The sequence below is a fragment of the Arthrobacter humicola genome (genome assembly GCF_022803015.1).
Taxonomy (GTDB): Bacteria; Actinomycetota; Actinomycetes; order Actinomycetales; family Micrococcaceae; genus Arthrobacter; species Arthrobacter humicola_A.
This window is the reverse complement of record NZ_JAFKON010000001.1, coordinates 712,249-736,889: the sequence shown is the minus strand read 5'-3', so window position 1 is coordinate 736,889 and position 24,641 is coordinate 712,249. Positions and strand designations below refer to the sequence as shown.

The 24,641-nt window shown below is 68.0% G+C and carries 26 protein-coding genes; 16 read left to right on the top strand and 10 right to left on the bottom strand.

The annotated features are described in order from the left end of the window. Positions 1-4 precede the first annotated feature (4 nt). The 4 genes from ARTB_RS03445 (at position 5) to ARTB_RS03430 (ending at position 3,185) form a co-directional block, all read left to right on the top strand. The gene (locus ARTB_RS03445; protein WP_243177683.1) at positions 5-262 is read left to right on the top strand and encodes a hypothetical protein; all 258 of its coding nucleotides are present in this window, start codon (positions 5-7) and stop codon (positions 260-262) included. Beyond that, positions 259-1,248, top strand: coding sequence for a cyclase family protein (locus ARTB_RS03440; protein WP_243177681.1), 990 nt, complete (start codon positions 259-261; stop codon positions 1,246-1,248). The genes ARTB_RS03445 and ARTB_RS03440 overlap by 4 nt, the downstream gene beginning before the upstream one ends. A gap of 198 nt (positions 1,249-1,446) precedes the next feature. Next, positions 1,447-1,902, top strand: coding sequence for a MarR family winged helix-turn-helix transcriptional regulator (locus ARTB_RS03435; protein ID WP_028275528.1), 456 nt, complete (start codon positions 1,447-1,449; stop codon positions 1,900-1,902). Next, on the top strand, positions 1,899-3,185 hold the full coding sequence (locus ARTB_RS03430; RefSeq protein WP_243177679.1) for an MFS transporter: 1,287 nt from the start codon (positions 1,899-1,901) through the stop codon (positions 3,183-3,185). The genes ARTB_RS03435 and ARTB_RS03430 overlap by 4 nt, the downstream gene beginning before the upstream one ends. A 224-nt stretch (positions 3,186-3,409) precedes the next feature. On the opposite strand, the gene ARTB_RS03425 is transcribed toward ARTB_RS03430, so the two are convergent. The 3 genes from ARTB_RS03425 to ARTB_RS03415 are packed head-to-tail and all read right to left on the bottom strand — an operon-like array spanning position 3,410 to position 5,429. Then, entirely contained in the window at positions 3,410-4,042 is a 633-nt protein-coding gene (locus ARTB_RS03425; RefSeq protein ID WP_028275529.1) for an energy-coupling factor transporter transmembrane component T family protein, read from the bottom strand. Next, on the bottom strand, positions 4,039-4,785 hold the full coding sequence (locus ARTB_RS03420) for an energy-coupling factor ABC transporter ATP-binding protein (RefSeq protein WP_243177677.1): 747 nt from the start codon (positions 4,783-4,785) through the stop codon (positions 4,039-4,041). Before ARTB_RS03420 ends, ARTB_RS03425 begins: the two co-directional genes overlap by 4 nt. Further along, positions 4,782-5,429, bottom strand: a complete 648-nt coding sequence (locus tag ARTB_RS03415; protein ID WP_243177676.1) for a biotin transporter BioY — start codon at positions 5,427-5,429, stop codon at positions 4,782-4,784. Before ARTB_RS03415 ends, ARTB_RS03420 begins: the two co-directional genes overlap by 4 nt. Positions 5,430-5,744: 315 nt before the next feature. Between ARTB_RS03415 and ARTB_RS03410 the strand changes: the two genes are divergently transcribed. Further along, entirely contained in the window at positions 5,745-7,343 is a 1,599-nt protein-coding gene (locus tag ARTB_RS03410; RefSeq protein ID WP_028275532.1) for an ABC-F family ATP-binding cassette domain-containing protein, read from the top strand. A 25-nt stretch (positions 7,344-7,368) separates the two neighbouring features. On the opposite strand, the gene ARTB_RS03405 is transcribed toward ARTB_RS03410, so the two are convergent. Genes ARTB_RS03405 through ARTB_RS03390 form a run of 4 tightly spaced genes read right to left on the bottom strand, consistent with a single transcriptional unit; the run spans position 7,369 to position 9,485 of the window. Beyond that, positions 7,369-7,848: a YbaK/EbsC family protein gene (locus tag ARTB_RS03405; RefSeq protein WP_243177673.1), complete on the bottom strand. Its 480-nt coding sequence runs from the start codon at positions 7,846-7,848 to the stop codon at positions 7,369-7,371. Between the two features lie 3 nt (positions 7,849-7,851). Next, a complete protein-coding gene (locus ARTB_RS03400) occupies positions 7,852-8,730 on the bottom strand; it encodes an SURF1 family cytochrome oxidase biogenesis protein (RefSeq protein WP_243177671.1) in 879 nt (292 codons plus the stop codon). Next, positions 8,731-9,024 carry a hypothetical protein gene (locus tag ARTB_RS03395; protein ID WP_243177670.1) on the bottom strand — a complete coding sequence of 98 codons (294 nt, stop codon included), beginning with the start codon at positions 9,022-9,024 and terminating at the stop codon, positions 8,731-8,733. Beyond that, positions 9,021-9,485: a DUF3099 domain-containing protein gene (locus ARTB_RS03390; protein WP_028275536.1), complete on the bottom strand. Its 465-nt coding sequence runs from the start codon at positions 9,483-9,485 to the stop codon at positions 9,021-9,023. The genes ARTB_RS03395 and ARTB_RS03390 overlap by 4 nt, the downstream gene beginning before the upstream one ends. A gap of 150 nt (positions 9,486-9,635) precedes the next feature. Here ARTB_RS03390 and ARTB_RS03385 point away from each other — a divergent pair, with 150 nt between their 5' ends. The 3 genes from ARTB_RS03385 (at position 9,636) to ARTB_RS03375 (ending at position 11,980) form a co-directional block, all read left to right on the top strand. Then, the gene (locus tag ARTB_RS03385; RefSeq protein ID WP_243177669.1) at positions 9,636-10,361 is read left to right on the top strand and encodes a beta-ketoacyl-ACP reductase; all 726 of its coding nucleotides are present in this window, start codon (positions 9,636-9,638) and stop codon (positions 10,359-10,361) included. Between the two features lie 274 nt (positions 10,362-10,635). Continuing rightward, positions 10,636-11,055 carry an Hsp20/alpha crystallin family protein gene (locus ARTB_RS03380; protein ID WP_028275538.1) on the top strand — a complete coding sequence of 140 codons (420 nt, stop codon included), beginning with the start codon at positions 10,636-10,638 and terminating at the stop codon, positions 11,053-11,055. A 148-nt stretch (positions 11,056-11,203) separates the two neighbouring features. After that, the gene (locus ARTB_RS03375; protein WP_028275539.1) at positions 11,204-11,980 is read left to right on the top strand and encodes an SDR family oxidoreductase; all 777 of its coding nucleotides are present in this window, start codon (positions 11,204-11,206) and stop codon (positions 11,978-11,980) included. A 99-nt stretch (positions 11,981-12,079) separates the two neighbouring features. On the opposite strand, the gene serB is transcribed toward ARTB_RS03375, so the two are convergent. Beyond that, entirely contained in the window at positions 12,080-13,087 is a 1,008-nt protein-coding gene (serB, locus tag ARTB_RS03370; protein ID WP_243177668.1) for a phosphoserine phosphatase SerB, read from the bottom strand. A 132-nt stretch (positions 13,088-13,219) separates the two neighbouring features. On the opposite strand from serB, the gene ARTB_RS03365 reads away from it, so the two are divergent. The 5 genes from ARTB_RS03365 (at position 13,220) to ARTB_RS03345 (ending at position 17,318) form a co-directional block, all read left to right on the top strand. After that, complete coding sequence (locus tag ARTB_RS03365) at positions 13,220-14,005, top strand: ABC transporter ATP-binding protein (protein ID WP_026266341.1); 786 nt, start codon at positions 13,220-13,222, stop codon at positions 14,003-14,005. Positions 14,006-14,023: 18 nt separating this feature from the next. Continuing rightward, positions 14,024-14,809 carry a sulfite exporter TauE/SafE family protein gene (locus tag ARTB_RS03360; protein WP_243177666.1) on the top strand — a complete coding sequence of 262 codons (786 nt, stop codon included), beginning with the start codon at positions 14,024-14,026 and terminating at the stop codon, positions 14,807-14,809. Between the two features lie 33 nt (positions 14,810-14,842). Then, complete coding sequence (locus ARTB_RS03355; RefSeq protein WP_028275542.1) at positions 14,843-15,652, top strand: TrmH family RNA methyltransferase; 810 nt, start codon at positions 14,843-14,845, stop codon at positions 15,650-15,652. Between the two features lie 170 nt (positions 15,653-15,822). Then, on the top strand, positions 15,823-16,080 hold the full coding sequence (locus ARTB_RS03350) for a type B 50S ribosomal protein L31 (RefSeq protein ID WP_018772953.1): 258 nt from the start codon (positions 15,823-15,825) through the stop codon (positions 16,078-16,080). 131 nt (positions 16,081-16,211) lie between these two features. Next, a complete protein-coding gene (locus ARTB_RS03345) occupies positions 16,212-17,318 on the top strand; it encodes a lipoyl protein ligase domain-containing protein (protein ID WP_243177664.1) in 1,107 nt (368 codons plus the stop codon). A 75-nt stretch (positions 17,319-17,393) separates the two neighbouring features. Here ARTB_RS03345 and pepN read toward each other — a convergent pair whose 3' ends face one another. After that, positions 17,394-20,036, bottom strand: coding sequence for an aminopeptidase N (gene pepN, locus ARTB_RS03340; RefSeq protein WP_243177662.1), 2,643 nt, complete (start codon positions 20,034-20,036; stop codon positions 17,394-17,396). Between the two features lie 34 nt (positions 20,037-20,070). Further along, positions 20,071-21,096, bottom strand: a complete 1,026-nt coding sequence (locus ARTB_RS03335; RefSeq protein ID WP_243177660.1) for a YeiH family protein — start codon at positions 21,094-21,096, stop codon at positions 20,071-20,073. A gap of 142 nt (positions 21,097-21,238) precedes the next feature. Between ARTB_RS03335 and ARTB_RS03330 the strand changes: the two genes are divergently transcribed. From ARTB_RS03330 to ARTB_RS03320, 3 genes are read left to right on the top strand one after another with little or no spacing between them, the layout of a single operon-like run. After that, on the top strand, positions 21,239-22,837 hold the full coding sequence (locus ARTB_RS03330; protein ID WP_243177658.1) for a circularly permuted type 2 ATP-grasp protein: 1,599 nt from the start codon (positions 21,239-21,241) through the stop codon (positions 22,835-22,837). Beyond that, entirely contained in the window at positions 22,830-23,756 is a 927-nt protein-coding gene (locus ARTB_RS03325) for an alpha-E domain-containing protein (protein WP_026266338.1), read from the top strand. Before ARTB_RS03330 ends, ARTB_RS03325 begins: the two co-directional genes overlap by 8 nt. Continuing rightward, positions 23,753-24,604: a transglutaminase family protein gene (locus tag ARTB_RS03320; protein ID WP_243177656.1), complete on the top strand. Its 852-nt coding sequence runs from the start codon at positions 23,753-23,755 to the stop codon at positions 24,602-24,604. The genes ARTB_RS03325 and ARTB_RS03320 overlap by 4 nt, the downstream gene beginning before the upstream one ends. Positions 24,605-24,641: the final 37 nt, after the last annotated feature.

Sequence of the window (24,641 nt, the reverse complement as noted above, 5' to 3'; positions counted from 1 at the left end):
CGACATGCACAAGATCAGACGAGCCATCGAAGTCATCTTCGCCCTGAGCCTCGCCGCCCTCCTCGCCGGCGGAGTCCTGTTCGTGACGGGCCAGGCCATCGCCCTTGCCGCCGGCCAGAGCGAATGGCTCGTATTCTTCAACGAATCCGTCAAGCCCCCGATGTGCCTTGCGGCATCGATCTGTGCGATCGCCGGGTTCTTCCTCAACTACAAGCGCTACGAGAACAAAGAACAGACTCCCCAGAAGGCAGCGACGCGATGACCGACACCAGGGAATCCGGAACCTACCCGTCCTTCGCCGAACTTCTCGAACGGCAGGGCGCGCTATCCGGGACGTCGTGGGGGCTGTTTCCCCAACCTGACCGCGGAACGCCGTCCTTCATCACGCAGGACACGACCCTGGAGGCCAGGAACTGCATCAGGACCGGCGTGGTCTTCGGCCTGGACTACCCGGCCGATGCCTTCGATCCCGGAATGTCACTCAAGCGCAGCGCCCCTCGTCACACAATCTACTCCTCCCACCCGGCCCACCGGGACGACTACCTGGACGGGTATTACCTCCAGGGATCCACGCAGGTCGACGGGCTCCGGCACCGCCGGGCAGACGACATAGGCTTCTACAACGGCACCCCCGATGACCGGATTACGGAAGGCACCCCGGACCTCGGCATCCAGGAATGGGCTGACAAACCCATCGTCGGCAGGGGAGTGCTCGTCGACCTCGACGGCTACTGCACCGGCGAAGGCACTCCCATTGACCACGCAGCAGGTGAGCCCCTCGGGCTTGACCTGATCCAGGCAGCCATCCAGGCCCAATCCCTCACCATCCAGCCCGGCGACATCCTCATGCTCCACACCGGATGGTGTGAATGGTTCCTGGCCCTGGCCATGGCAGACAAGCAACAGACCCGGGAGAGCCGCCGCGCCACCGGCATCGCCCAATCACAGGAATTCGTCGCCTGGGCCTGGGACCACCGCCTCGCGCTGATTGCCGCCGACAACTTCGCCCTCGAATGCCTGCCCGTCATTCCCGAAAGCCCCTTTCTGTTATCGGCGCCCAACGACCACGGCATGATGCACCAACAGCTCCTGGCCAAACTCGGCATGCCGCTCGGCGAACTCTGGAAACTGGGACCCCTCAGCCGACACATGAAGAAGGCCGGAACCTGGGACGCCTTCGTCAGCATCAAACCGCTGAACATCACCGGCGGCACCGGGTCACCTGCGAACGCCACGGCAGTGACGTGACCCAGCGCGACGGTGCGGACCGGCGCGGCACCGGGCCTGCCCGCCGCACACTGAACCACGAGGGAAATGGGCCGTCAGGGCGGCCTTGGGCCTGCTCGCCGGCGGCCATGCAATTTCGTGGATGGACCGGTAGAATAGTAGTTAGCAATGCTAATTAGCACAGCTAACTATTGCTGCCGTGCAGGTCTTGGAGGCGTTATGACCACCACCCGCGATTCCCGTCACGCAGGAGACAGCATCCGGCCTGACATTTTGGCGATCGAGCTTCGGACCGCCGTTATGCGCACGTCGCGCCGGCTCCGCATCGAGGCAAGCGGTGACGTTCTTACGCCGGGACAGTACACAGTCCTGGCACATCTTCGCAGCGGCTCCCAAACCCTTCGCGAGCTGGCCGAGCGGGAGCATGTTCAGGCGCCGTCGATGACCCGGATAGTCAACGCGCTGACCGATCAGGGCTTCGTGTCGCGGTCAGCCCATCCCGAGGACGGCCGTCAGGTGCTCGTCTGGATTACTCCGGCCGGTGAGGCCGTCCTGAATGAGGCCCGCAGCCAGCGGACAGCGTGGCTGGCGCAGCGCGTCGCGACTCTGAGTGACGAGGACCGTCTGACGCTGAGCCGCGCCGCCCGCATCATGCAGGAGTTGAGCGCCAGATGAGTGTCATGTTCCGGGCCCTGGGGAACCGCAACTACCGGATGTGGGCGGGCGGGGCCCTGGTATCCAACATCGGCACATGGATGCAGAGGGTGGCGCAGGACTGGCTGGTACTGACAGTATTGACCGACCATTCCGGTACCGCCGTCGGCATCACAACGGGACTGCAGTTCCTTCCGATGCTGCTCCTTGGCCCGTACGCGGGCGTGCTTGCGGACAGGTACCGCAAACTCGTGATCCTCAAGTGGACGCAGACGGCCATGGGCCTGTGCGGACTGCTGGTCGGGCTCCTGGTCCTGACCGGTTCGGCGCAGTTGTGGCAGGTATATGTGGCGGCCCTCTGCCTTGGGGTGGCCAGCGCAATAGACGGACCTGCGCGCCAGGCCTTCGTCTCCGAACTTGTGGGGCAGAACAACATTTCAAATGCCGTGGCGCTCAACTCCGCCTCGTTCAACACCGCCCGGCTCACTGGACCCGCCATTGCCGGTGTGCTCATTGCCTGGGTGGGCACGGGACCCGTTTTCCTGCTCAACGCAGCCAGCTTCGCCGCGGTCATCGTCTCCCTATGGCGCATACGTCCGTCCGGGTTGTTCGCGGCGGTGCCGGCAGGCAATGGCAAGCATCCGGTCGCGGAGGGCTTGGGGTACGTATGGCGGCGCCCGGATCTGCTGCTCATACTTGTCATGGTCGGGATCCTGGGAGCATTCGGCATGAATTTCGCCATCACCAACGCACTGATGTCCACCGCAGAATTCGGGATGGGGCCGGGGGAGTTCGGGCTCTTGGGCTCCATCATGGCTGTGGGGACTTTGGCTGGCGCGTTGCTGGCAGCCCGCAGGTCCCGGCCCCGGCTGCGCTTCCTGCTCGGCGGCGCCCTTGGCCTGGGGTTTTTCACGCTCGTGGGCAGCGTGACCCCTTCGTTTTGGCTCTACGCAGCCGTCCTGGTTCCGGTTGGCCTTGCATCAATGACCTTCCTGAACAGCTGCAATACGAGTATCCAGCTCTCGGTGGAACCGCAGTTCCGGGGGCGTGTGCTGGCGCTGTACCTGGCGGTCCTGCAGGGCGGGACCGCCGTCGGGGCGCCCCTGATGGGATGGATCGGCACTGAATTCGGCGCGCGCTGGTCGGTGGCCGCCGGCGGCTCCATCGTGCTGCTCACCGGCTTGTGCTCGGTGATCGTGGTCAGCCGGAGCAGCACTTTGACGCTGCGGGCGCAACTGCGGACTGTGTCCGTCAGGAAGCGCACAGGCTACGGGAGGACAAGGAACCGCGAGGCCGCCCGCTAAGTCGGGGGCGTCTGAAGCGGCCAATTGCCGGCCTGCGGACTGCCAGGGGAGGGCATGTCCATTTTCCGAACCTGAGGGCGGCCACTCCGCGGGCCACCTAAGCGGGACATGTCCATTCTTGGGCCCCGCGTGTGGGCATTGGGGCCATATGTCCACTGGCCGCGGCTAGGGGAGGGCATGTCCACCAACCAGCTGCACAGGGGCCCCGGCCCGTCCGACCTGGGCTAATCCTCCGGGTCCTCCGGCTCGCCCAGCCCACGGGCGGCGAGGGCTTCGCCGGTCTGCCGGGCAAAGGCCACCGTGCTGATGAAGACGGGCAACACCAGGGCCCGCGGGTTGCGTTCGAGTCCGCGCGCCCGGGCCGAGTCGCGCACGTCCGTGTAGGCCCCGGCAACGAACGGGATGCTGCGGAGCATGATGGCGATGGTCAGGGCGAAGCGTTCCGGGTCCGCACCGAAGCGCCGGAACGGCCGCGCAAGCGACGCCACGCCGTCCAGGAGTGCCTGCACAGGAGTGGTGGCGGTCAGGATGGACGCAGCGACGACGCAGACCAGGACGTTGAGCACGATCCGGGCGGCGGTCGGTGCGCCCAGCTGCCACCACTGGAAAAGCCCGATCGCCACGAGCACCGGAAGGACCGGACGCACCGCGCGGAACAGCCGGGCCGGGCCGGCCCCGCTGAGCAGGAACAGTCCGCAGAGCAGCACCAGCATAGCGGCGGACACGGCCCAGTCTGCGATCAGGAACGACGTCATCCCGCACCCCACGACCAGCAGGAACTTAAGCCACAGCGGCGCGCGGTGGACCAGGGACGAGCCCGGCACATACGCCGCCAGCAGGAAGCCGTGGCCGCTCACGCCTGCTCCCGCCACGGCTGCTCCGGCACGGCGTGCTCCAGGGCCGCCGCGCTCAGGGCACGGTAACGGGCGACGGCGGCCGCCGGCTCGCCGTCGAACACCACCTTCCCGGCATCCACCACCAGGACGCGGTCCATGTCCAGGGCCAGCTCGAGGTCGTGGGTGGACAGGATCACCTGCTGGCGAAGCCCGGCGAGCGTGCGCCGCAGGAGTTCGCGGTTGCGCAGGTCCAGCAGCGTGGACGGCTCGTCCAGGACCAGCACCTCCGGATTAACGGCCAGGACCGCGGCCAGCGCCAGGAGCTGGCGTTCGCCGCCGGAGAGCTCGTAGATGCTCTGGTCCGCCAGCGGGAGGAGGCCGAACCGTTCCAGCACCGACTCCGCATGGGCCCGGCGCTCAGGGGCGTTACGGATGGAGCGGCGCAGGGACAGTTCCACATCCTCGCGTCCGGTGGGCATGACGAGCTGGGAGAGCGGATCGGTGAAGACAAAGCCCACCCGGCGGCGGACCTCCCGGACGGCCCGGACCGTATCGGCACCGTCGACCCGCACGGTGCCGTCGCTGGGTGCCACGAGCCCGTTCAGGAGCCGCAGGAGGGTGGACTTGCCCGAGCCGTTGGCCCCGATAACCCCAATCCGCCGTTCCGTGAGGTCGAGCGAAAGCTCCTGGAGCAGCGTCTTGGGAGCGGGGCGGCCATCAACCGGAACCCGCACCGAAACACGGTCCAGGACGATGATGCTCACGGGCGGGTGTCCACCGTCCGGATGCGGCGCAGCAGCAGGTCCGGGAAGGCCTTGTGCAGGGCCAACGCGATGCTGACGGCCAGGACGTTCTTGATGATGTCGCCCGGGTAGAACGCGAGATCGGCGAGGAAGGCTTTGGAGAAGTCCAGCTTGGCGTTGACCATCATGCCCAGGATGCCCAGGCCGTGGATGAAGATGATGCTGCTCACCATGGCGGCGGCGAACAGGAGGATGGCGCGCAGCTTGCCGGTGCGGTTGGCGGTCCACTTGAGCACGACGACGGTCAGCCAGCCGACCGCCGTGGCGGCCAGCAGGAATCCGATGATGTAGCCGGCGGAGGGGCCGGCGAGCACGCCCAGGCCGCTGCGGCCGCCGCTGAAGATCGGCAGGCCCGCGAAGCCCAGAAGCAGGTAGAGGCCGACGGCGGCGAAGGCCCGGCCCGGGCCCAGCGCCAGCCCCGTGAGCATGACGGCAAGGGTCTGCAGCGTGATGGGCACGCCGAGCCCGCCGACGGGGATGGCGGCGATCAGGGCAGAAGCGGCCACAAGGGCGGCGAAGACGGCGATGAGGCCAAGGTCGGTGGCATTCCAGCGGTCCCGGCGGCGCGGGGTCCTGGCTGCGGCGGGACGGTGGGTTTGCGTCATGATGTTCCTGTCGGGGTGCTGCGGCGGAAATATAGATTGTGATATCGACTGTACGGTCGCGGCGGGGGCTGTATTTTGTAGGCGCCCCACTAACCGGCGGCCCGGAAGCTGGAGGACGCCGCCAACGAACACCGCCAGCAGGCGGGACCAGCATGGCGACGGCGGCCGGCCACTGCCACAGGTACCCATGTCATGGAGCCGGGGCAGTGCCGGTAGACTTGTGGAGGCCGTGCTCTCGCATCGCCCTGCCCCGGCCCCGCCCAGACTCCACCCGTCGTGCCGCGGCATTCCCTGTTGTGAAAGGCCTTAGCTGCATTGATTACCGTCCAGGATCTCGAACTGCGCGCCGGCGCCCGCCTCCTCATGGACCAGGTGAGCTTCCGGATCGACAAGGGAGACAAGATCGGTCTGGTCGGCCGTAACGGTGCAGGCAAGACAACGCTGACCCGGGTGCTCGCGGGCGAGGGCCTGCCCGCCGCCGGCAAGGTAACCCGCACCGGCGAAATCGGCTACCTGCCGCAGGATCCGCGCACCCCGGACATGGAGCAGCTCGCGCGGGACCGGATCCTGTCCGTCCGCGGCCTGGACATTGCCGTCGGCAAGCTCCGCCTGGCGCACGAAGAGATGGCCAGCGAGGACCCCGCGGTCCAGCGCAAGGCGATGAACCGCTATGACCGGCTGGAATCCGAATTCCTGGCCGCCGGCGGCTATGCCGCCGAAGCCGAGGCGGCAGCAATCTGCTCGAACCTCGCCCTGCCGGACCGGCTGCTGAACCAGCCGCTCAAGACCCTGTCCGGTGGACAGCGGCGCCGCGTGGAGCTTGCGCGCATCCTGTACTCGGACGCCGAAACCATGCTCCTCGATGAGCCCACCAACCACCTCGACGCCGATTCCATCTCCTGGCTCCGTGAGTTCCTCAAGAACCACCAGGGCGGGCTGATTGTCATCAGCCACGACACCGAACTGCTCGAAGCGACCGTCAACAAGGTCTTCCTCCTCGATCCCAACCGCGCCCAGATCGACTTCTACAACATGGACTGGAAGCGCTACCTCAACCAGCGCGAAACGGACGAGCGCGCCCGCAAGCGTGAGCGGGCCAACGCGGAGAAGAAGGCCCAGGTCCTCATCGACCAGGCCAACAAGATGCGCGCCAAGGCCACCAAGGCCGTCGCCGCCCAGAATATGGCCAAGCGTGCCGAGCGCCTGCTCGGCGGCCTCGAGGCAGTGCGCGCGCACGACAAGGTGGCAGCCCTGCGCTTCCCGGACCCGTCGCCCTGCGGCAAGACCCCGCTCACCGCGGACGGCCTCAGCAAGTCCTACGGCTCGCTGGAGATCTTCACCGATGTCGACCTTGCCATTGACCGCGGGTCCAAGGTGGTCATCCTGGGCCTCAACGGCGCGGGCAAGACCACGCTGTTGCGGATGCTGGCCGGCGTCGACAAGCCGGACACCGGCGAAGTCGTTGCGGGCCACGGCCTGAAGGTGGGCTACTACGCGCAGGAGCACGAGACGCTCGACGTGGACCGCAGCGTCCTGCAGAACATGCGCTCCTCCGCCCCGGACATGAACGACGCGGAAGTCCGCAACATCCTGGGCTCGTTCCTGTTCTCCGGCGACGACGTCGACAAGCCCGCCGGTGTGCTCTCCGGCGGCGAGAAGACCCGGCTGGCGCTGGCCACCATCGTGGCCTCGAGCGCGAACGTGCTGCTCCTCGACGAGCCCACCAACAACCTGGACCCCGCCAGCCGCGCCGAAATCCTCGGGGCCCTGAGCAACTACACCGGCGCCGTCGTCCTCGTGAGCCACGATGAGGGCGCCGTCGAGGCGCTCAACCCGGAGCGTGTCGTCCTGCTTCCCGACGGCATCGAGGACCACTGGAACGAAGACTACCTGGACCTCATCACGCTGGCGTAAGCCACCCAAGCGACCCACAGCCGGGTCAGCGGACCGGCATCTCTTCCGCGCCCGTGATCCGGTGCAGGTCCGCGTAGCTGATGGAGAACATCGAGTTGTGGTCCCCTGCCCCCGCCCAGAGCACGCGGTGGGCCGACAACGACTCATCCAGCAGGGTCCGGATCTTCTCCGGGTGGCCTACCGGGGCGACGCCGCCGACCTCCTGGCCGGTGTGGGCCAGGACGAACTCGGGGGAGGCGCGGCGGATCTTGCCCGCGCCCAGCCGGTCCGCGACCTTGCGGACGTCCACCTTGGCCGCGCCGCTTGCCAGGATGAGCAGCGGGGTGCCCTCGAGCTCGAACACCAGGCTGTTGGTGATCGCCGCGACATCGCAGCCCAGCGCGGCGGCGGCCGCTGCCGCCGTCGGCACCTTCGCATCGAACACCGTCACGGTGTCCTGGGCGCCCAGGGCGGTGAGGGCGCGCTTGACGTTGGCCACCGGGCCGGGAAAAGCGTCAGGGCTCATCGCTCAGAACCCCTGGGCGTCGAGGATGGCGTCTTCCTCTTCTTCCGCCGTCGCGTTCTTGCGCTTCCGCGGGGCAGGACGACGGCGGGCCACCGGGCCGCTGGAGTGCAGGAACACGCCCTCGGCGGCCTCGGCTTCGGCGTCCTCCGCGTCGATCGCGGCGTTGCGGGCCTGCTGCCTGGCCGCGTAGCCGAACCCGACGAACATCAGCACGCCGAACGCGAACCATTGCAGGGAGTAGGACAGGTGGGTGCCTTCATCAGTGGTCGGCTTGGGGAACGGGAACGGCATGTCCTGCACCGACGGCGACTCGGAGGCCAGCTGTCCGTAGGCGCCCGTCAGCAGCGGATAGCCCAGCTGCGCGGAATAGGCGGAGAGGTCGATCGAGGCCAGCTGTCCGTCAGGGGCGCCGCGCTGCAGCTCGGGCTCGGCCGGCTTGAGGCGGGCAACCACCGTCACCGGCCCCTGCGGCGGGGCAGGCACTGAGTCGGGCCGTCCCGGGGTGCTGTTGCCGATGGGCAGCCAGCCACGGTCGATCACCACGGTTTCGCCGGACTGGAGCTTGAAGGGAACCACCACCTCGTAGCCTGGCTGGCCGTTGAGCGGGCGGTTGCGGACGATGCGCTGTCCGGCGGCGTCGTAGCTGCCCTTCAGTTCCACCTGGGTCCACTCCCGCTCCGGATTCAGCCGGCTGAACTGGTCCCGGACATCGGCGAACGGCACGGGGGTGGCTGAGTAGTTGGAGACCACCCGGTTGATTTCGGCCAGGGTCTCGGCGCGGCGGTCCATCTGCCACCGGCCCAGCCCGACGCAGCCGGCAGCGAAGATCGCGGCCAGCAACAAGTACCCCAGCCATTTACTGGAGAAGAGAAAGCGGTACATTCAGCCGATCCTGCCTGACGGGTCGAGAGGGGCGGTCACTGCCGGGAGGGGGACGGTCTCTTCGCCGAGGACCACAGTCTCTTTCCACAGTCCGCGCGTCTGGAGGTAGTCCTCAAGCCAGGCGCGGTGCTCCCCGCACGCCAGCCAGATCTTGCGCCGCTCCGGGGTGTGGATCTTGGGATTGTTCCACAGCAGCTGCCATTCCGCCGCCGCGCGGCAGGCTTTCCGCGAGCAGACGGTGCCCGGGGCCGCGGCCGTGTCCCCACCGGTCCCGGCCAGGTCAAAGAGATTCATGAAGCTGCCCGTCCGTGGTCGTCGTCGTTCTCATCTTCGATCAGCTCACCCTGCAGCAGCGTCCCTGAACCGTCTGCGCCGTCGCTCAGATCCTGCCCGTTTGGATCCTGCCCGGCGGGGCCCGCGGTGTCCGGTGCGTCCAGCTCTGCGAGCGGAGCATAGTCCAGGAGCGAGTCACTGTGGATTTCCGCCTTGTCGCTGCCGTTGGCGATCACCACCGCCACCCAGGGCAGGAAGACGGCGCCGGCAATCGGAAGGAGCTTGAACCAGCCATCCACGACAAAAATCAGGATCAGGCAGACCATGCGGATGCCCATGGCGATGGCATACTTCACCATCCGCTGGTGCATCTCGTCCGAGTGCGCAGCAGCGGCGTCGGTGATGCTGTGCACCTCGGTACCGCCGGACTCGGAGTCCGGCCTCCCGGGCACATGCGCACCGGGTCGGTTTTTGAGTGTCACGGCTGTCAGATCACGCTCCCAAGGCTTACTTCGATTCTCTCACCATCGGCGGAGCCGCCCAAACGGAAGCGCACCGGGCGCTAAGATCGGAGGCAGGAAAATTCCAGCCCCCAGCGCGGCCCTCCCTGCCGCAGAATCCCGGAGCCCCATATGACTGACACATCCACCACTGGCCGCAGCGTTCTGATCACCGGCGGAAACCGCGGGATCGGCCTGGCCATCGCCGAGTCCTTCCTGGCCAACGGCGACAAGGTGGCCGTTACCTTCCGCAGCGAATCGTCGCTGCCCGAGGGCATCCTCGGCGTCAAGGCGGACGTCACGGACGAAGCGTCGGTGGACGCGGCGTTCGCGGAAGTCGAAGCCGCCCACGGCCCGGTGGAAATCCTTGTGGCCAATGCCGGCATCACCAAGGACACGCTCCTGATGCGGATGAGCGAAGACGACTTCACCTCGGTGATCGACACGAACCTCACGGGCGCCTTCCGGGTGATCAAGCGCGCATCCAAGGGCATGATCCGGGCGCGCAAGGGCCGCGTGGTGCTGATTTCCTCCGTCTCCGGCCTCTACGGCGCGCCGGGCCAGATCAACTACTCTGCCTCCAAGGCAGGCCTGGTGGGCATCGCCCGGTCGCTCACCCGCGAGCTCGGCGCGCGCGGGATCACCGCGAATGTGGTCGCGCCCGGCTTCATCAACACCGACATGACGGCCGAGCTGCCCGAGGCCACGCAGAAGGACTACCTGAGCAAGGTCCCCGCCGGCCGCTTCGCCGAGGCCTCCGAGGTCGCCAACGTCGTGCGCTGGATCGCCAGCGACGAGGCGTCCTACATTTCCGGTGCGGTCATTCCGGTCGACGGCGGCCTCGGAATGGGCCACTAGCCCCTACCAGCAGGACGACGCGGGAAACCTGCGGAGCACAGCGGACGACGGCGGATTCCGCCGTCGTCCGCTGTGCTGTGTCGGATTGTTCTGTGTCGGCTTGTTCTGCGTCCGCTGTTTGCTGCAACCGGACCGGGCCACTGGAGACGCACAGTTTTCCGCGCCGGGTTCCGCGCCGGGCCTTTTTGCCCTTGGCTCCGGGGCTCCTGGAGAGTGTAATGGGCTCACAGCCCCTGACCATGCCGCGGCAGGGGCGTGGACTCAGGAGGAAATCATGAGTGATCTCAGCAAATGGACGCCCTCGGACATGCTGGAACCGGTCCGCCGCTTCCTTGACGGTGATCTGTCCATAGCGCCAGGGATCAAGATCGAACAGTTCCAGGAGGGCACCACCCTGGTGGTGCGGGCGGAAGCGCCGGGGATCGACCCGGACCGGGACGTCGACGTCTCGGTCGGCGAGGGCGTGCTGAATATTGCGGTGGAGCGGCGGGAGTCGTCCGAGCACAAGAGCAAGGACGGTTACCGCTCGGAGTTCCGCTACGGCCGGGCCGCCCGGAGCATTGCGCTGCCCGCGGGGGTGAGGGAAGAAGACATCACCGCCACTTACAAGGACGGTGTCCTGGAAGTCCGCGCACCGGCGCCCAAGGTTGTGACCGGTGAAGCGACGACGAAGATCCGGATCGACCGCGGCTGACCCATCCCCGGCACGTCCAAGCCACGGGACGACGGAACTACGCCGCCGGGGCTTCTTTGTGGATGCTGAACAACTGTAATGGCGCGGTCCGCTGGCATGATGGATTGCAGACCCACAGTATTTGGACGTTTGGAACAAAGGAGCTCGTATGGGACTGCTGGAGAACAAGACTGCGATCGTGACCGGTTCGTCGCGCGGAATCGGCGCCGAAGTGGCCAAAATCCTCGCCGCCGAGGGTGCGGCCGTCGTCGTCAACTACCGCCAGAAGGCGCCGCGCGCCAACAAGGTTGTCGCCGAGATCGAAGCCGACGGCGGCCGTGCCGCGGCCATCGGGGCGGACCTCACCACCCAGGAAGGCGTCCAGGCCCTCGCCAGCGCCGCGATGGAGAACTTCGGCTCGCTCGACCTCCTGGTCCTCAACGCCTCCGGCGGCATGGAGACCGGCATGGAAGAGGGCTACGCGCTGAAGCTGAACCGCGACGCCCAGGTGAACATGCTCAACGCCGCCGTCGCGCTCATGCCCCACGGCTCGCGCGTGGTCTTCGTGACCAGCCACCAGGCCCACTTCATCGACACGGTGCCCACCATGCCCGAGTACGAGCCCGTGGCCCGCAGCAAGCGCGCCGGCGAGGACGCACTCCGGGCACTGGTCCCGAACCTGGCCGAGAAGGGGATCACGCTAGTGGTCGTCTCCGGCGACATGATCGAGGGCACCGTCACGGCCACCCTGCTTGACCGCTCCAACCCCGGCGCCATCGAGGCACGCCGCGCAGAAGCCGGCAAGCTGTACTCGGTCAAGGAGTTTGCCGCGGAGGTCGCCAAGATGGCCTCGGCCGACGTCGAAACCGGCCACACGGAATACGTCGGCGGTGCGGATTATTTCGGTAAGACCGCAGACCAGGCAGCGGATAAGAGCTCCAGCTAGGCGCAGCCCGCCACGCGCGCCGGGATGGCGCGTCTAAAAGGCACGTCCCGGGAATGTTTTGACTAAACATTGCCGGGACGTGCCTTCCCGGTTAATGCATCAGACTCCGGCGATGTACCGCACGGCGTCGAGATAGGGAAGGTTGACGGCGGCGTCCGCGGCAGCGCGGACGGCCGGCTTCGCGTTGAAGGCGATGCCGATCCCGGCGGCGCCCAGCATGTCGAGGTCGTTCGCGCCGTCGCCCACGGCGATCGTGTGTTCCATCGGGATGCCCTCGGCCGCAGCCCATTCGCGCAGGTACTTCTCCTTGGCCGCCCGGTCGATCACGTCGCCGAGCACCTTGCCGGTCAAGGCGCTGTCGACGATTTCGAGTTCGTTCGCGATCCAGTAGTGCAGCCCCAGGTCTTCGGCGATCGGCCGGAGGATCTGGTTGAAGCCGCCGGACACGACCGCCACGGCATGGCCGGCGGCCTGGAACGCCGCCACCAGCTCGGCGGCGCCCTCGGTCAGCCTGACCTCGGCGCGGACAGACTCGACGACGTCCGCGGGCAGCCCCGCGAGGACCGCCACCCGGGCGTGCAGGCTCTGGGCGAAGTCCAGCTCGCCGCGCATGGCCGCCTCGGTCACCGCCGTTACTTCCTCGCGTTTGCCGGCGTAGGCGGCCAGGAGCTCGATCACTTCCTGCTGGATGAGGGTGGAGTCCACGTCCATGATGAGGAACTTCCGGGGCGCGCTGCGCAGTGTTGCCGGAACCAGCGCCGTGTCGACGCCCTCGATGCCGGCGGCCGCCAGCGCACGGCGCGCACTGTCCAGACGGGCTTCCGCAACCGCGGCGGCTGTGGCGGCGTCGGCAGTCCGTCCGTCCCGTCCGGCGTCTTGGCGGCTGTCCGCTCCGCCGGCCTGGGAGGCGCCCCGGGAGGCGTCCAGCGAGGCGCCCTGCACGCTGTCCAGGGCGCAGTCGACGGCGTACACCTCGAAGCGGGCGTCGCCGGTCCGGGTTTCCGCCCCGACGCCCAGCCCGGCGGCCGTCAGGAGCGAACGCAGCCGCTGGATGTCGGGAAGGGACAGTTTCAGGCCGTAGCTCACTGCGGTCACGTTCGAACTCATGGCCTCAATCCTAGCGAGCGGGCCGCGGGCGGCCCGAATTCGTTGCGCCCGGGCAGGCGCCGCGTGACGCTCCACGGCAGGGCGCGGCGCCGGTTATCAGTCGCCCGCTTTTTTGTCCTAGTGTCTACTCCTATGAGTGATGTTCTTGAAATGGCCGGGGTCAGTGTTGTACGTGGGGCGAAGACGCTCCTGGACAAGGTCGACTGGCAGGTCAAAGAGGGCGAACGCTGGGTGATCCTGGGCCCCAACGGTGCCGGTAAGACCACACTCCTCCAGCTGGCCGCGGCCCGCATCCACCCGACCTCCGGAATGGCCGGCATCCTCGAGGAAGTCCTCGGCGCCGTCGACGTCTTCGAGCTCCGCCCCCGGATCGGGCTGTCCTCCGCTGCGCTGGCCAGCCAGATCCCCGAGCACGAGAAGGTCCTCAACGTGGTGGTCACCGCCGCGTACGGCGTGACCGGCCGCTGGCGCGAGGGCTACGAGAAGGACGACGAGCGGCGCGCCTTCGGGCTGCTGAACGAGTGGGGGATGGGCCCACTGCTCAACCGCCCCTTCGCCTCGCTTTCCGAGGGGGAGCGCAAGCGCGTCCAGATTGCCCGCGCCCTCATGACCGATCCCGAGCTCCTGCTCCTGGACGAGCCGGCCGCGGGGCTCGACCTCGGCGGCCGCGAGGACCTGGTCCAGCGCCTGAGCGAACTCGCCCGCGACGACGCCGCCCCGGCGATCGTCCTGGTCACCCACCACCTCGAAGAAGTGCCGCCGGGCTTCACGCATGCGATGCTCATGCGCGACGGCGGCGTCGTGGCTTCCGGCCCGTTGCCGGAGGTCCTCACGGCGGAAAACCTGAGTGAAACGTTCGGCCTGCCGTTGGACGTCAGCGTCAACGCGGGCCGGTACACCGCGACCGCCAGCCGCTGACGGGGCCGCTGACCGCGCGTGGAGCTCTTCAATAGTGCCCTCATATTCTTCGCCGGCCTGTGGGCGGGCACCATCAACAGCGTCGTCGGATCCGGCACCCTGGTCACGTTCCCGGTGCTGATCGCCTTGGGCTACGCCCCCGTCACGGCCTCCATCAGCAACGCCATGGGGCTCGTGGCCGGCAACGCCACCGGCGCCTGGGGCTACCGGAAAGAACTCGAGGGCCGCGGCAAGCAGCTGCTCCGGCTTCTGCCGGCCTCGCTGCTGGGTGCCGTCACCGGCGCCTATCTGCTGTTGCACCTGCCCGAGAAAGTCTTCTACTACGCCGCCCCCGTCCTGATCGTGCTGGCCCTGCTGATGGTGGTCTTCCAGCCGCGGTTGCAGCGGTGGGTGAGGAACCGCGAGGAGAACCCCGAGCACGCGATCCGGGACCGCCGCCACGGTGTGCTGCTCGTGGTGCTGGTGTATCTCGCCGGCGTCTACGGCGGCTACTTCGTGGCGGCCCAGGGCATCCTGTTAGTCGGCATCCTGGGCGTGTTCATGACCGGGACCATCCAGAACGCCAACGCGATGAAGAACTTCCTGGTCCTGGGCGTGAACGTGGTGGCCGCCGCCTCCTACCTCCTGTTCGCCTTCGACCGGATCGACTGGGGTGTGGTCGGGCTGATCGCCGTGAGCTCCCTGATCGGCGGCGTGATTGGCTCCAGGGTGGGGCGCCGGCTCTCCCCGGCGGTCCTGCGCGGGGTCATCTTCACCCTGGGCCTGGTGGCGCTGGGGTTCATGATCGCCAACCTGTTCAAATAGCCCTTCCAACAGCCTCCCAGGAATGACCTGCCCGTGACCTTTCACTTTCTTGAATCCGCCGACGACCCGCGGGTTGCGGACTACACGCAGCTCACGGACGTGCACCTGCGCAAAATCCGGGAACCCGCGGAGGGGCTGTACATCGCCGAGTCCTCCCGCGTCCTGCGCCGGGCCCTGGCCGCAGGGCACCGGCCGCGGTCCTTCTTCCTGGCCGAGAAGTGGGCCGGGGACCTCGCCGATGTCTTCGAGCAGTACCCGGAGGTGCCGGCCTACATCGGCCCCGCGGCTCTGCTCGAGCAAATCACCGGCTTCCACCTGCACCGCGGCGCCATGGCCGCCATGCACCGGCCCGCCCCGGTGCCGCTGGCGGACCTGCTCGCCGGAGCCCGCCGGGTTGCGGTGCTGGAGGACATCGTGGACCACACGAACGTCGGGGCCATTTTCCGCTCGGCCGCGGCCCTGGGCGTGGACGCCGTCCTGGTCTCGCCGCGCTGCGGGGATCCGCTCTACCGCCGCAGCGTGCGGGTCAGCATGGGCACCGTGTTCCAGGTGCCGTGGGCCCGGCTGGAGGACTGGGCGGAAGGCTTGGCCGCGCTGCAGGAGCAAGGCTTCACCGTGGCGGCCATGGAGCTCACGGAGGACGCGGTGGACCTCGACGTGCTCGCGGCGCGCCGCCCGGAGCGGCTGGCCCTGGTGCTTGGGACGGAAGGCGCGGGAATGAGCGAAGGAACCCTGGCCGCCGTCGACCTCGCCGTGAAAATCCCGATGCGCCCGGGCGTCGATTCGCTCAACGTCGCCGCGGCGTCGGCGGTGGCGTTCTGGGAGCTCCGCCCGAAGGACTGAGGCGCCCTGCATCGTGCGGCGGCCGCGCCGCGCTGACGTGCGCCAATGCTGTTCGTCAGCGGTCCGGGGATCGGCTATCATTGGTAGCTGGCCGTCCGGTGCTTTCCGCCGGCCATCCCACTCATACCTGGCAACTGGCAAAATCCAGTTGTGCGAACAAAGGTCCAATTATGAAGTCTAATACTCACCCGAAGTACGAAGCTGTTGTTTTCAACGACCTGGCTTCCGGCGTCAAGTTCCTGACCAAGTCCACCGTGTCTTCTTCGAAGACCATCGAGTGGGAAGACGGCAACACCTACCCGGTCATCGACGTCGAAATCTCCTCTGAGTCCCACCCGTTCTACACGGGCAAGCAGCGCATCATGGACTCCGCAGGCCGCGTCGAGCGCTTCAACGCTCGCTTCAAGGGCTTCGGCGGCAAGAAGTAACTTTCTTCCCCAAGGTCTTATGGAAAGCCCGCACCGGCAACGGTGCGGGCTTTCTGCGTCTCTGCTGCCCTTCCGCTGACCGGGTGACCCGGGTTCCCAGGTTCCCCGACGCATGCGGCAGGATGGAGGTCATGACATCCCATCCTGCGGCCACCGCTCCCAGCCCCGACGACGACGGCGGCGCCCGTCACCACGGCGAGTACAAGGTCCCGGGCGGCAAGCTCGTGGTCGCCGACTTCGACGTCGTCAACGGCGTCCTGGCCCACGTCTCCCTGAGCGGGGACTTCTTCCTCGAACCCGACGAGGCGCTGCCGGAGATCAACCGGGCGCTCACCGGGCTGCCCATCGAGACGAGCGCCGCGGACATCGCGGACGCCGTGACGGCGGCGCTGCCCGAAGGCACCGTGCTGTTCGGGTTTTCCGCCGACGCCGTCGCCGTCGCCGTCCGCCGCGCCCTGGCGAAGGCCACCGGCTGGGCGGACCACCACTGGAATATCATCGCCCCGTCCGTCCTCCCCACCCACGTCAACGTCGCCCTGGATGAGGTCCTCACCGAGGAAGTCGGCGCCGGGCGGCGCAATCCCACCCTGCGGTTCTGGGACTGGGAGGAGCCCTCCGTGGTGATCGGCAGCTTCCAGTCCGTCCGCAACGAACTCCACCCCGAGGGCGTGGCCCGGCACGGCATCAGCGTGGTCCGGCGGATCAGCGGCGGGGGAGCGATGTTCATGGAGGCCGGGAACTGCATCACCTACTCGCTGTACCTCCCGCAGACCCTCGTGGACGGCATCAGCTTTGCGGACTCCTACCGCTTCCTCGACGCCTGGGTGATGGCGGCCCTGGAAAAGGTCGGCATCAGCGCCTTCTACGTGCCGCTCAATGACATCGCCACCGAGCACGGCAAGATCGGCGGCGCCGCGCAGAAGCGGCTCGCCAACGGCGGCATGCTGCACCATGTCACCATGAGCTACGACATCGACGCCGACAAGATGGTGGAGGTGCTGCGGATCGGCAAGGAGAAACTGTCCGACAAGGGCACCAGGAGCGCCAAGAAGCGCGTGGATCCGCTCCGCCGCCAGACCGGCCTGGCCCGCGCCGAAATCGTTGCAGCGATGATGGACGTCTTCGCCGAACGCTACGGCGCGACCCCGTCCGTCCTCACCGACGCCGAGCTGGAGGCCGCCCGCCGCCGCGTGGAGACCAAGTTTGGCACCGCGGAGTGGCTGCACCGGGTCCCCTAACGGCCAGTTCCATAGCGGCCCGGTCTACCCCATCGATTGCTCTATAGCTGCCGTTTTCGGCCGTCAAAAGGGCCGTTACGGAGCGGTCGATGGTGCCTGGGCCGGTGCCGTCAGAGCCTGCGCCCTGAGGGAACGGTGCAGCTGGCTGCGCTGTTCGATGATGATCCGGCGCAGGGCACGCGGCGCATCAGGGTGGGCGGCCAGCCACTGGTCGGTGCGGACGATCACGGCGTGGGTTTCGGCCGTTCCGCCGTCCAGGTCTTGTGCCGCGGGGTAGAAGCCGCGGACAATCCGGCTGGCGATCTCGATGCTCCGGTCCGCCCAGACGTCCTCGAGGGATTCGAAGTACGGGTCGATGAACCCGGCCAGCAGGGAGGCCGCGCCGGTGTTGAACCCGGCAATCGTGGCGCCGAGGAGCTGGTTGGACAGGCCGGTGCCGTGGACGGCGGCATCCCAGGCGGCCGCCTTGACGGCTGCCTCGGGGCGCGCGGCGAGGGCCGTGGCGTGCCCGGACTTGCCTGCCGCGGTGTTGTCCCGGGCGAGTTCCTGGTCGAGCTGCTCCTGCGAGGCCTGGCCGTTGGCCGCCAGGGCATGCCAGAGATTCCAGCGCAGTTCGGCGTCCACGGCGAGGCCTTCAATCACCGTGCTGCCGTCCAGGATGCCCCGGAGCAGGTCCAGCCGGCCGGCGTCGTAGCGGCTGGTTGCGGCAAGGGTCCGGGCCCAGGCCAATTGCTGGTCGGAACCCGGGGCTGCCGTCTGCAGCTGTTCGGCGGCCGTTGTGAGGAAGCCGTGGCGCACGGCATCGCGCTGGCCCCGGGGCACGTAGCGTTCCACCGCCGTCGAGGCATTGCCCAGCACGTTGAGGAGGACGCCGATGCCCGGCTCCGCGGGCCCGAAGCGCTCGACGGCGTCGACATAGAGTGCGGCCGGTGTGACGGCATCCCGGGCCGAGTCCCACAGCGCCGTCCAGCACAGCGCCCGCGCCATGGGGTCCTCCAGCTTGTCCAGGGAGCCGCGGACAGTGGCCTCGGAATGCGGGTCCAGCCGGACCTTGGCGTAGCTGAGGTCCTCGTCATTGACCAGCAGCAGCGCAGGCCGCGGTTTGCCGGCCAGCGCGGTCACGTCGGTCCGGGCGCCGCGCACATCGGTCTCGACACTGTCCGTGCGGACCAGGGCGCCGGCGTCGTCGAAATCGTAGAGGCCGATCCGCAGCCGGTGCGGGCGGGGCTCCTGCCGGCCGGTGGTGGGATCCACGGCATCCTGCAGGACGGTGACGGAGCTGAGCGCGCTGCTGACTTCGGTGGATTCGGTGATCTCGCTGGACAGGGTGGAGATGCCGGAGGTCTGGAGCCATTGGCGGGCCCATTCGCTGAGGTCGCGGCCGGACGCCGCGCTCAGGGCGGCCAGCAGTTCGGCGAGAGTGGTGTTGCCGTAGGCGTGGTCCCGGAAGTACTGGCGGGACCCGGCGATGAAGGCCTCGAACCCGACGTAGGCCACCAGCTGCTTAAGCACCGAAGCGCCCTTGGCGTAGGTGATGCCGTCAAAGTTCTGCTTCGCGGCTTCCAGGTCCGGGATATCGGCGACGATCGGGTGGGTGGTGGGCAGCTGGTCCTGGACGTACGCCCACGCCTTGCGGTTGTTGGCGAAGTTCACCCAGGCCGTGTCCCAGTCCGTGGTCCGGTCCACGCCGAGGGTGCCCATGTAATCCGCGAAGGATTCCTTGAGCCACAAATCATCCCACCACTTCATGGTGACGAGGTCCCCGAACCACATGTGCGCCATCTCGTGCAGGAGCGTGTTGGCGCGGGCCTGGTACTGCGAATCGGCGGCCCGGGAGGTGAAGACGTAGCTTTCGGTGAAGGTCACCAGGCCCGGGTTTTCCATGGCGCCGAGGTTGTACTCGGGGACGAACGCCTGCTCGTATTTGCCCCACGGGTAGGGGAAATCAAAGAGTTCGTTGAAGAAGGACAGCCCGTTCCTGGTGAGGCGGAACAGGGCGTCGGTGTCGAAGGATGCGGCCATGGAGGCGCGGCAGTAGAGCGCCAGCGGTACGTCCAGAACGGTGCCGTCGGCGAGCGTGCCGCGCCAGGCGTCCTCGGCCTTGAAGTACGGTCCGGCGAGGACGGTGGTGATGTAGGTGGACATCGCCTTGGTGGGCGCGAAGTCCCAGCGGCTCGTGGCGGGATCACTCGTCAGTTGGGTGCGCAGCACCTCGGCGCCGTTGGAGGACACCTGCCAGTCGGAAGGGGCCATGACGTGGAAGGTGAACTCGGCCTTCAGGTCCGGCTGTTCGAAGTTCGCGAACACCCGGCGGGCGTCGGCGGGTTCATACTGCGTGTAGAGGTAGCACTGGCCGTCGGCGGGATCGACGAAGCGGTGCATGCCCTCACCGGAGGTGCTGTACAGGGCCGTTCCCGTGATGGTGACCTGGTTCTCCGGCTGCAGGTTCTCGAGCCGGATCCGGGAACCGTCCACGACGTCGGCGACGGCGAGTCCCTTGCCGTTGAGGAAGACGCTGTGCACGCTGCCGGCGATGAAATCCACGAAGGTCGTCGCCCCGGGTTCGCTGGCCGAGAAGGAGATGATGCTGCGGCTCGTGTAGCCGGCGACGTTCGGGTCGGCCGCCTGCCGGACGTCAAGGGAGACATCATAGCTGTGAGTGGTGATGAGGGCGGCGCGGTCCGCGGCCTCGTCGCGGCTCAGATTCTGGTTTGACACCCCGCTATCTAATCACGGGAGCGTGTGTGCCCGGTCACGCCGGCGGGAACATCAGGAAGGCGGCCGCCAGCCCGAGCAGGGCGATCAGCAGCCAGGACGCCAGCGCGGCCAGCAGCGCGCGTGCGCCGGTGTGCAGCAGCTGGCCCACCCGGACGGCGGAGCCCAGCCCGAAGAGCGCCATGCCGAGCAGCAGGTCCTGGACGGTGGCGGCCGCGTCCAGGGCCGCGGGGGAGAGCCACCCGGTGGTGCGCAGGCCCGCCAGGGCCACGAATCCGATGACGAACAGCGGGACCACCGGGGGGCGCTTGGCGCCGTCGGCTGCGGTGCCCAGCCGGTGATGGAAGCCCGCGGCGGCGACCATCGGCGCCAGCAGGATCACCCGGGTGAGTTTGACGACGACGGCGACGGCCAGCGCCGCGGTACCGGCGGTCTGGGCGGTGGCGACCACCTGCCCGACGTCGTGCACGGAGGCGCCGGTCCACGCCCCGAAGATCTCCGGACCCAGGCCCAGCGGCCGCGCGAGCAACGGCAGCACACCGATCGCCAGCGTGCCGCACAAGGTCACGAGCGCCACCGGCAGCACGGTTTCCTCCTGCCGGATTCTGCGCACGGCGGCCATCGCCCCGATCGCTGACGCCCCGCAGATGGCGAATCCCGTGGCCACCAGCAGCGCCACGCGGGGCGGCAGCCGGAAGAGCCTGCTGATCCCGTACGTCCCGGCGAAAGCGGCCAGCACCACGGCGGTCACGAGCAGCAGCGCGGCCCAGCCCAGGCCCAGGACATCGCCGAGGCTGACTTTCAGGCCCAGCAGCACGATCCCGGCCCGCATGAGGTGCTTGCCGGCGAAGTCCAGCCCGGGCCGCGCCGGCCCGGCGGTCCAGCCAGACACGCCCGGCAGGTTGGCCGCCAGCAGCCCGAGGAGCACGGCCATTGTCATCGCCGGCAGCGCGGGAAGGAGCAGGTGGGCGGCGACGGCGACGGCGACGGCCGCCGCGGCGCCGGCCAGGCCTGGCGCGGCCTCTCTCAGGGCTGAGGCGGTGGCGGATCTCTTCAGGGGCACGCCCCTACATTGCCGTACCCGGCCGGAAAAGCCGTAACCGCAGCCGTCCCGGCAGGCGGCCCGGACTGCGCGGCCAGCACTGAGCGCCGCGCCGCGGGCCGCCGAAATGATTTCAGAACAAAAAAGTGGTTGGCTAGTGACCATGTCTGACCTATTCCAGGAATACTCCGAGGCCGCCGGCCGCACCGGCGCCTACGACGAGATGTTTGCCCCCGGCCAGCAGGCCCGGAGATCCTACGGGCAGGTGGCCCTGGCCCTGCGCGAACTCTCGTTGGCTGACGTCAGCGCCCGCGCCGATTCCATGGCCCGGACCTTCCTGGACCGCGGCGTGACCTTCGACTTCGCGGGTGAGGAACGGCCCTTCCCCCTGGACATCGTCCCCCGCGTGATCCCCGCCGATGAGTGGAGCGTCCTGGAACGCGGTGTGGCCCAGCGCGTCCGCGCCCTTGAAGCCTTCCTCAATGACGTCTACGACAAGATGACCGTGGTCTCCGACGGCGTCATCCCGCGCCAGCTCGTCACGACGAGCGCGCACTTCCACCGCCAGGTGCACGGCTTTGAGCCGGCCGGCGGCGTCCGGGTCCACATTTCCGGAATCGACGTCGTCCGCGACGCCGAGGGCACGTTCCGGGTCCTGGAGGACAACGTGCGCGTGCCCTCGGGCGTCAGCTACGTCCTCGAGAACCGCCGGGCCATGGCCAAGGGCCTGCCGGAGGCTTTCGGCCAGCAGCTCATCCGTCCGGTCGAGGAGTACCCCCGCCGGCTCCTGTCCGCCCTGCGGAAGACGGCACCCTCCGGCGTCGACGATCCCACCGTGGTGGTCCTGACCCCCGGCGTGTTCAACAGCGCCTACTTCGAGCACACCCTGCTCGCCGGACTCATGGGTGTCGAACTCGTCGAGGGCCGCGACCTCATCTGCCGCGGCAACCGGGTCTACATGCGCACCACGGCGGGCGAGCAGCGCGTGGATGTCATCTACAAACGCATCGACGACGAATTCCTGGACCCGCTGCAGTTCCGTGCCGATTCCATGCTCGGCTGCCCCGGCCTGGTCAACGCCGCCCGCGCCGGCGGCGTCACGATCGCCAACGCCGTGGGCAACGGCGTCGCCGATGACAAGCTGGTCTACAGCTACGTGCCCGACCTCATCCGGTACTACCTCAACGAAGAGCCCGTGATCGCCAACGTGGACACCTTCCGGCTCGAAGAGAAGGAGGCCCGGGAACACGTACTGGACCGCCTGGACGAGCTCGTGGTCAAACCGGTGGACGGCTCGGGCGGCAAGGGCCTCGTGATCGGCCCGGACGCGTCCAGGGACGAACTCGACGCCCTGCGCAAGCGGATCATCGCCGACCCCCGCGGATGGATCGCCCAGCCAGTCCTGCAGCTGTCCACGGTGCCGACGCTCAGCGGCGACAAGTTCGGCCCCCGGCACGTGGACCTGCGCCCCTTCGCCGTCAATGACGGCGAGGACGTCTGGGTTCTCCCCGGCGGACTGACCCGTGTGGCGCTCAAGGAGGGCTCGCTGATCGTCAATTCCAGCCAGGGCGGCGGTTCCAAGGACACCTGGGTCCTGGCCGACTCCCCGCAGGTCCCCGTCGAAGTGATCCCGCGGCCCACCATCGCAGTCCGCGAGCGGGTTTCGGTCTGGCCGGTGGAGAGCAACTGGCGCGACAGCCAGAAAGAGCAGCAACAGCAGCAGCAGATTTCTGACGCGCAGGAGGTAACCGCGAATGCTTAGCCGTATTGCCGAGTCACTGTTTTGGATCGGCCGCTACGTGGAACGGGCCGACGGCACCGCCCGGATCCTCGACGTCCACCTCGAACGGCTCAACCATCTGCCCATGGAGGAACAGCGCAGCGTGGCGCAGGAACTCCTCGCCGTCATGGGTGCCCGCGCGCAAAGTGACGATTTCGGCCTGCCCGAACTGCTCAACGCCCTCGCCTACGACAAGCAGAGTGCCACCTCCATTGCCGGTTCCCTCGGAGCCGCCCGGGAAAACGCCCGCCGCGCCCGCGAGACCGTCTCCTCCGGGCTCTGGGAAAGCCTCAACACGACCTACTACGGGCTCAACCAGCACCGCAAGGACGTGGTGGGCACCTACCGGTTCTGCAACTGGGTCCTGGAGCGCACCGCCATGGTCAGCGGCCTCGCCGACACCACCGTCAGCCACGACGAGAGCTGGCAGTTCCTGGTCCTGGGCCGGTCGCTGGAGCGTGCGGACATGACCGCGCGCATGCTGTCCACCCGCGATGTCCTCTCGGCCGGCATGTCCTGGGTGAACATGCTCCGCTGCGCCGGGGCCTACGAATCCTTCCTGCGGACCCGCCGGGCGGCGTTCGGGGACCAGCACGCGGCCGAATTCCTGCTGCTGGACCGGCTGTTCCCGCGGTCCATCGTCTACGCGCTGCGCGACGCCGACGAGTGCCTGGCGAAGCTCGACCCCTCGGCCCAGCGCGTCGGCTTCATCAACGACGCCCGCCGGATCGTCGGGCAGGCCCGCACCTTCCTGGAGTTCCACCGCACCGATGACCTCATGTCGGAGCTGCCGGAGCACATGGAGCGTGTGCAAAAGGCCGTGTCGCAGGCCTCGGACGCCATTTCCCGTAAGTACTTCAATCAGGCAGACGAACTGGCCTGGGTGGGAGAAGTTTCATGACCCGGCTGAACATCGTCCACAAGACGGCCTACAAGTACAACAAACGCGTCACCCTGTCCTACAACGAGGCCCGGATGACCCCGCTGACGGACCCGCAGCAGGTGGTACTGGAATCCTCCATGAAGGTTTCCCCCTCGCAGGCGGCCCTGAGCAGCTACCGCGACTACTGGGGCACCCGGGTGACCGCCTTCGACATGCAGATGCCGCACGAGCACCTCGAGGTGCTGTCCACCACCACCGTCGAGGTGCACCGGGTCGAGAAGATCGCAACCGAGGCCGACATCGTCGGCTGGGACGTCCTGGCCGCACCGGAACGCCTAGACCAGTTCAGCGACTGGATTCCCCAGTCCCAGCTCACAGGTCCCGGCTCCGAGGTGCTCGCCATCATTCCCGGCGTCGTCGAGGGGAAATCGCCGCACGAGGCCGCCATGGCGGTCTTTGCCTGGATGCGCGGTGAAATGACCTACATGAAGGGCTCCACCGGCGTCACCACCAACGCCGAACAGGCCTGGAACCAGCGGCAGGGCGTCTGCCAGGACCTGGCACACCTCGCCATCGGGTCACTGCGCAGCTGCGGTATCCCGGCCCGCTACGTGTCCGGTTACCTTCACCCGCGTTCGACGGCGGAGCTCGGCGAGACGGTCGCCGGCCAGTCGCATGCGTGGCTCGAGTGGTGGGACGGCGAATGGCGCAGCTGGGACCCGACCAACCACAAACCCGCGGGGGACTTCCACGTCACCGTGGCCCGGGGCCGCGACTACCGCGACGTGCCGCCGCTCAAGGGCATCCTGTCCGGCGGCGGGGGATCGGCCCTCAGCGTCAGCGTGGAGATCACGCGCGTCGCCTGACCGCACGCTGCGCCCCACGTTGCGCTGTCAGATCGGG

What these genes read in the sequence shown, in the direction of transcription:
- ARTB_RS03375 (WP_028275539.1), top strand. Translation starts at nt 11,204, where the DNA reads ATGGGACTGCTGGAGAACAAGACTGCGATCGTGACCGGTTCGTCGCGC.
- ARTB_RS03430 (WP_243177679.1), top strand. Translation starts at nt 1,899, where the DNA reads ATGAGTGTCATGTTCCGGGCCCTGGGGAACCGCAACTACCGGATGTGG.
- ARTB_RS03445 (WP_243177683.1), top strand. Translation starts at nt 5, where the DNA reads ATGCACAAGATCAGACGAGCCATCGAAGTCATCTTCGCCCTGAGCCTC.
- ARTB_RS03325 (WP_026266338.1), top strand. Translation starts at nt 22,830, where the DNA reads ATGCTTAGCCGTATTGCCGAGTCACTGTTTTGGATCGGCCGCTACGTG.
- ARTB_RS03415 (WP_243177676.1), bottom strand. Translation starts at nt 5,429, where the DNA reads ATGACGCAAACCCACCGTCCCGCCGCAGCCAGGACCCCGCGCCGCCGG.
- ARTB_RS03395 (WP_243177670.1), bottom strand. Translation starts at nt 9,024, where the DNA reads ATGAATCTCTTTGACCTGGCCGGGACCGGTGGGGACACGGCCGCGGCC.
- serB (WP_243177668.1), bottom strand. Translation starts at nt 13,087, where the DNA reads ATGAGTTCGAACGTGACCGCAGTGAGCTACGGCCTGAAACTGTCCCTT.
- ARTB_RS03400 (WP_243177671.1), bottom strand. Translation starts at nt 8,730, where the DNA reads ATGTACCGCTTTCTCTTCTCCAGTAAATGGCTGGGGTACTTGTTGCTG.
- ARTB_RS03380 (WP_028275538.1), top strand. Translation starts at nt 10,636, where the DNA reads ATGAGTGATCTCAGCAAATGGACGCCCTCGGACATGCTGGAACCGGTC.
- ARTB_RS03345 (WP_243177664.1), top strand. Translation starts at nt 16,212, where the DNA reads ATGACATCCCATCCTGCGGCCACCGCTCCCAGCCCCGACGACGACGGC.
- ARTB_RS03405 (WP_243177673.1), bottom strand. Translation starts at nt 7,848, where the DNA reads ATGAGCCCTGACGCTTTTCCCGGCCCGGTGGCCAACGTCAAGCGCGCC.
- ARTB_RS03440 (WP_243177681.1), top strand. Translation starts at nt 259, where the DNA reads ATGACCGACACCAGGGAATCCGGAACCTACCCGTCCTTCGCCGAACTT.
- ARTB_RS03435 (WP_028275528.1), top strand. Translation starts at nt 1,447, where the DNA reads ATGACCACCACCCGCGATTCCCGTCACGCAGGAGACAGCATCCGGCCT.
- ARTB_RS03365 (WP_026266341.1), top strand. Translation starts at nt 13,220, where the DNA reads ATGAGTGATGTTCTTGAAATGGCCGGGGTCAGTGTTGTACGTGGGGCG.
- ARTB_RS03350 (WP_018772953.1), top strand. Translation starts at nt 15,823, where the DNA reads ATGAAGTCTAATACTCACCCGAAGTACGAAGCTGTTGTTTTCAACGAC.
- ARTB_RS03385 (WP_243177669.1), top strand. Translation starts at nt 9,636, where the DNA reads ATGACTGACACATCCACCACTGGCCGCAGCGTTCTGATCACCGGCGGA.
- ARTB_RS03330 (WP_243177658.1), top strand. Translation starts at nt 21,239, where the DNA reads ATGTCTGACCTATTCCAGGAATACTCCGAGGCCGCCGGCCGCACCGGC.
- ARTB_RS03320 (WP_243177656.1), top strand. Translation starts at nt 23,753, where the DNA reads ATGACCCGGCTGAACATCGTCCACAAGACGGCCTACAAGTACAACAAA.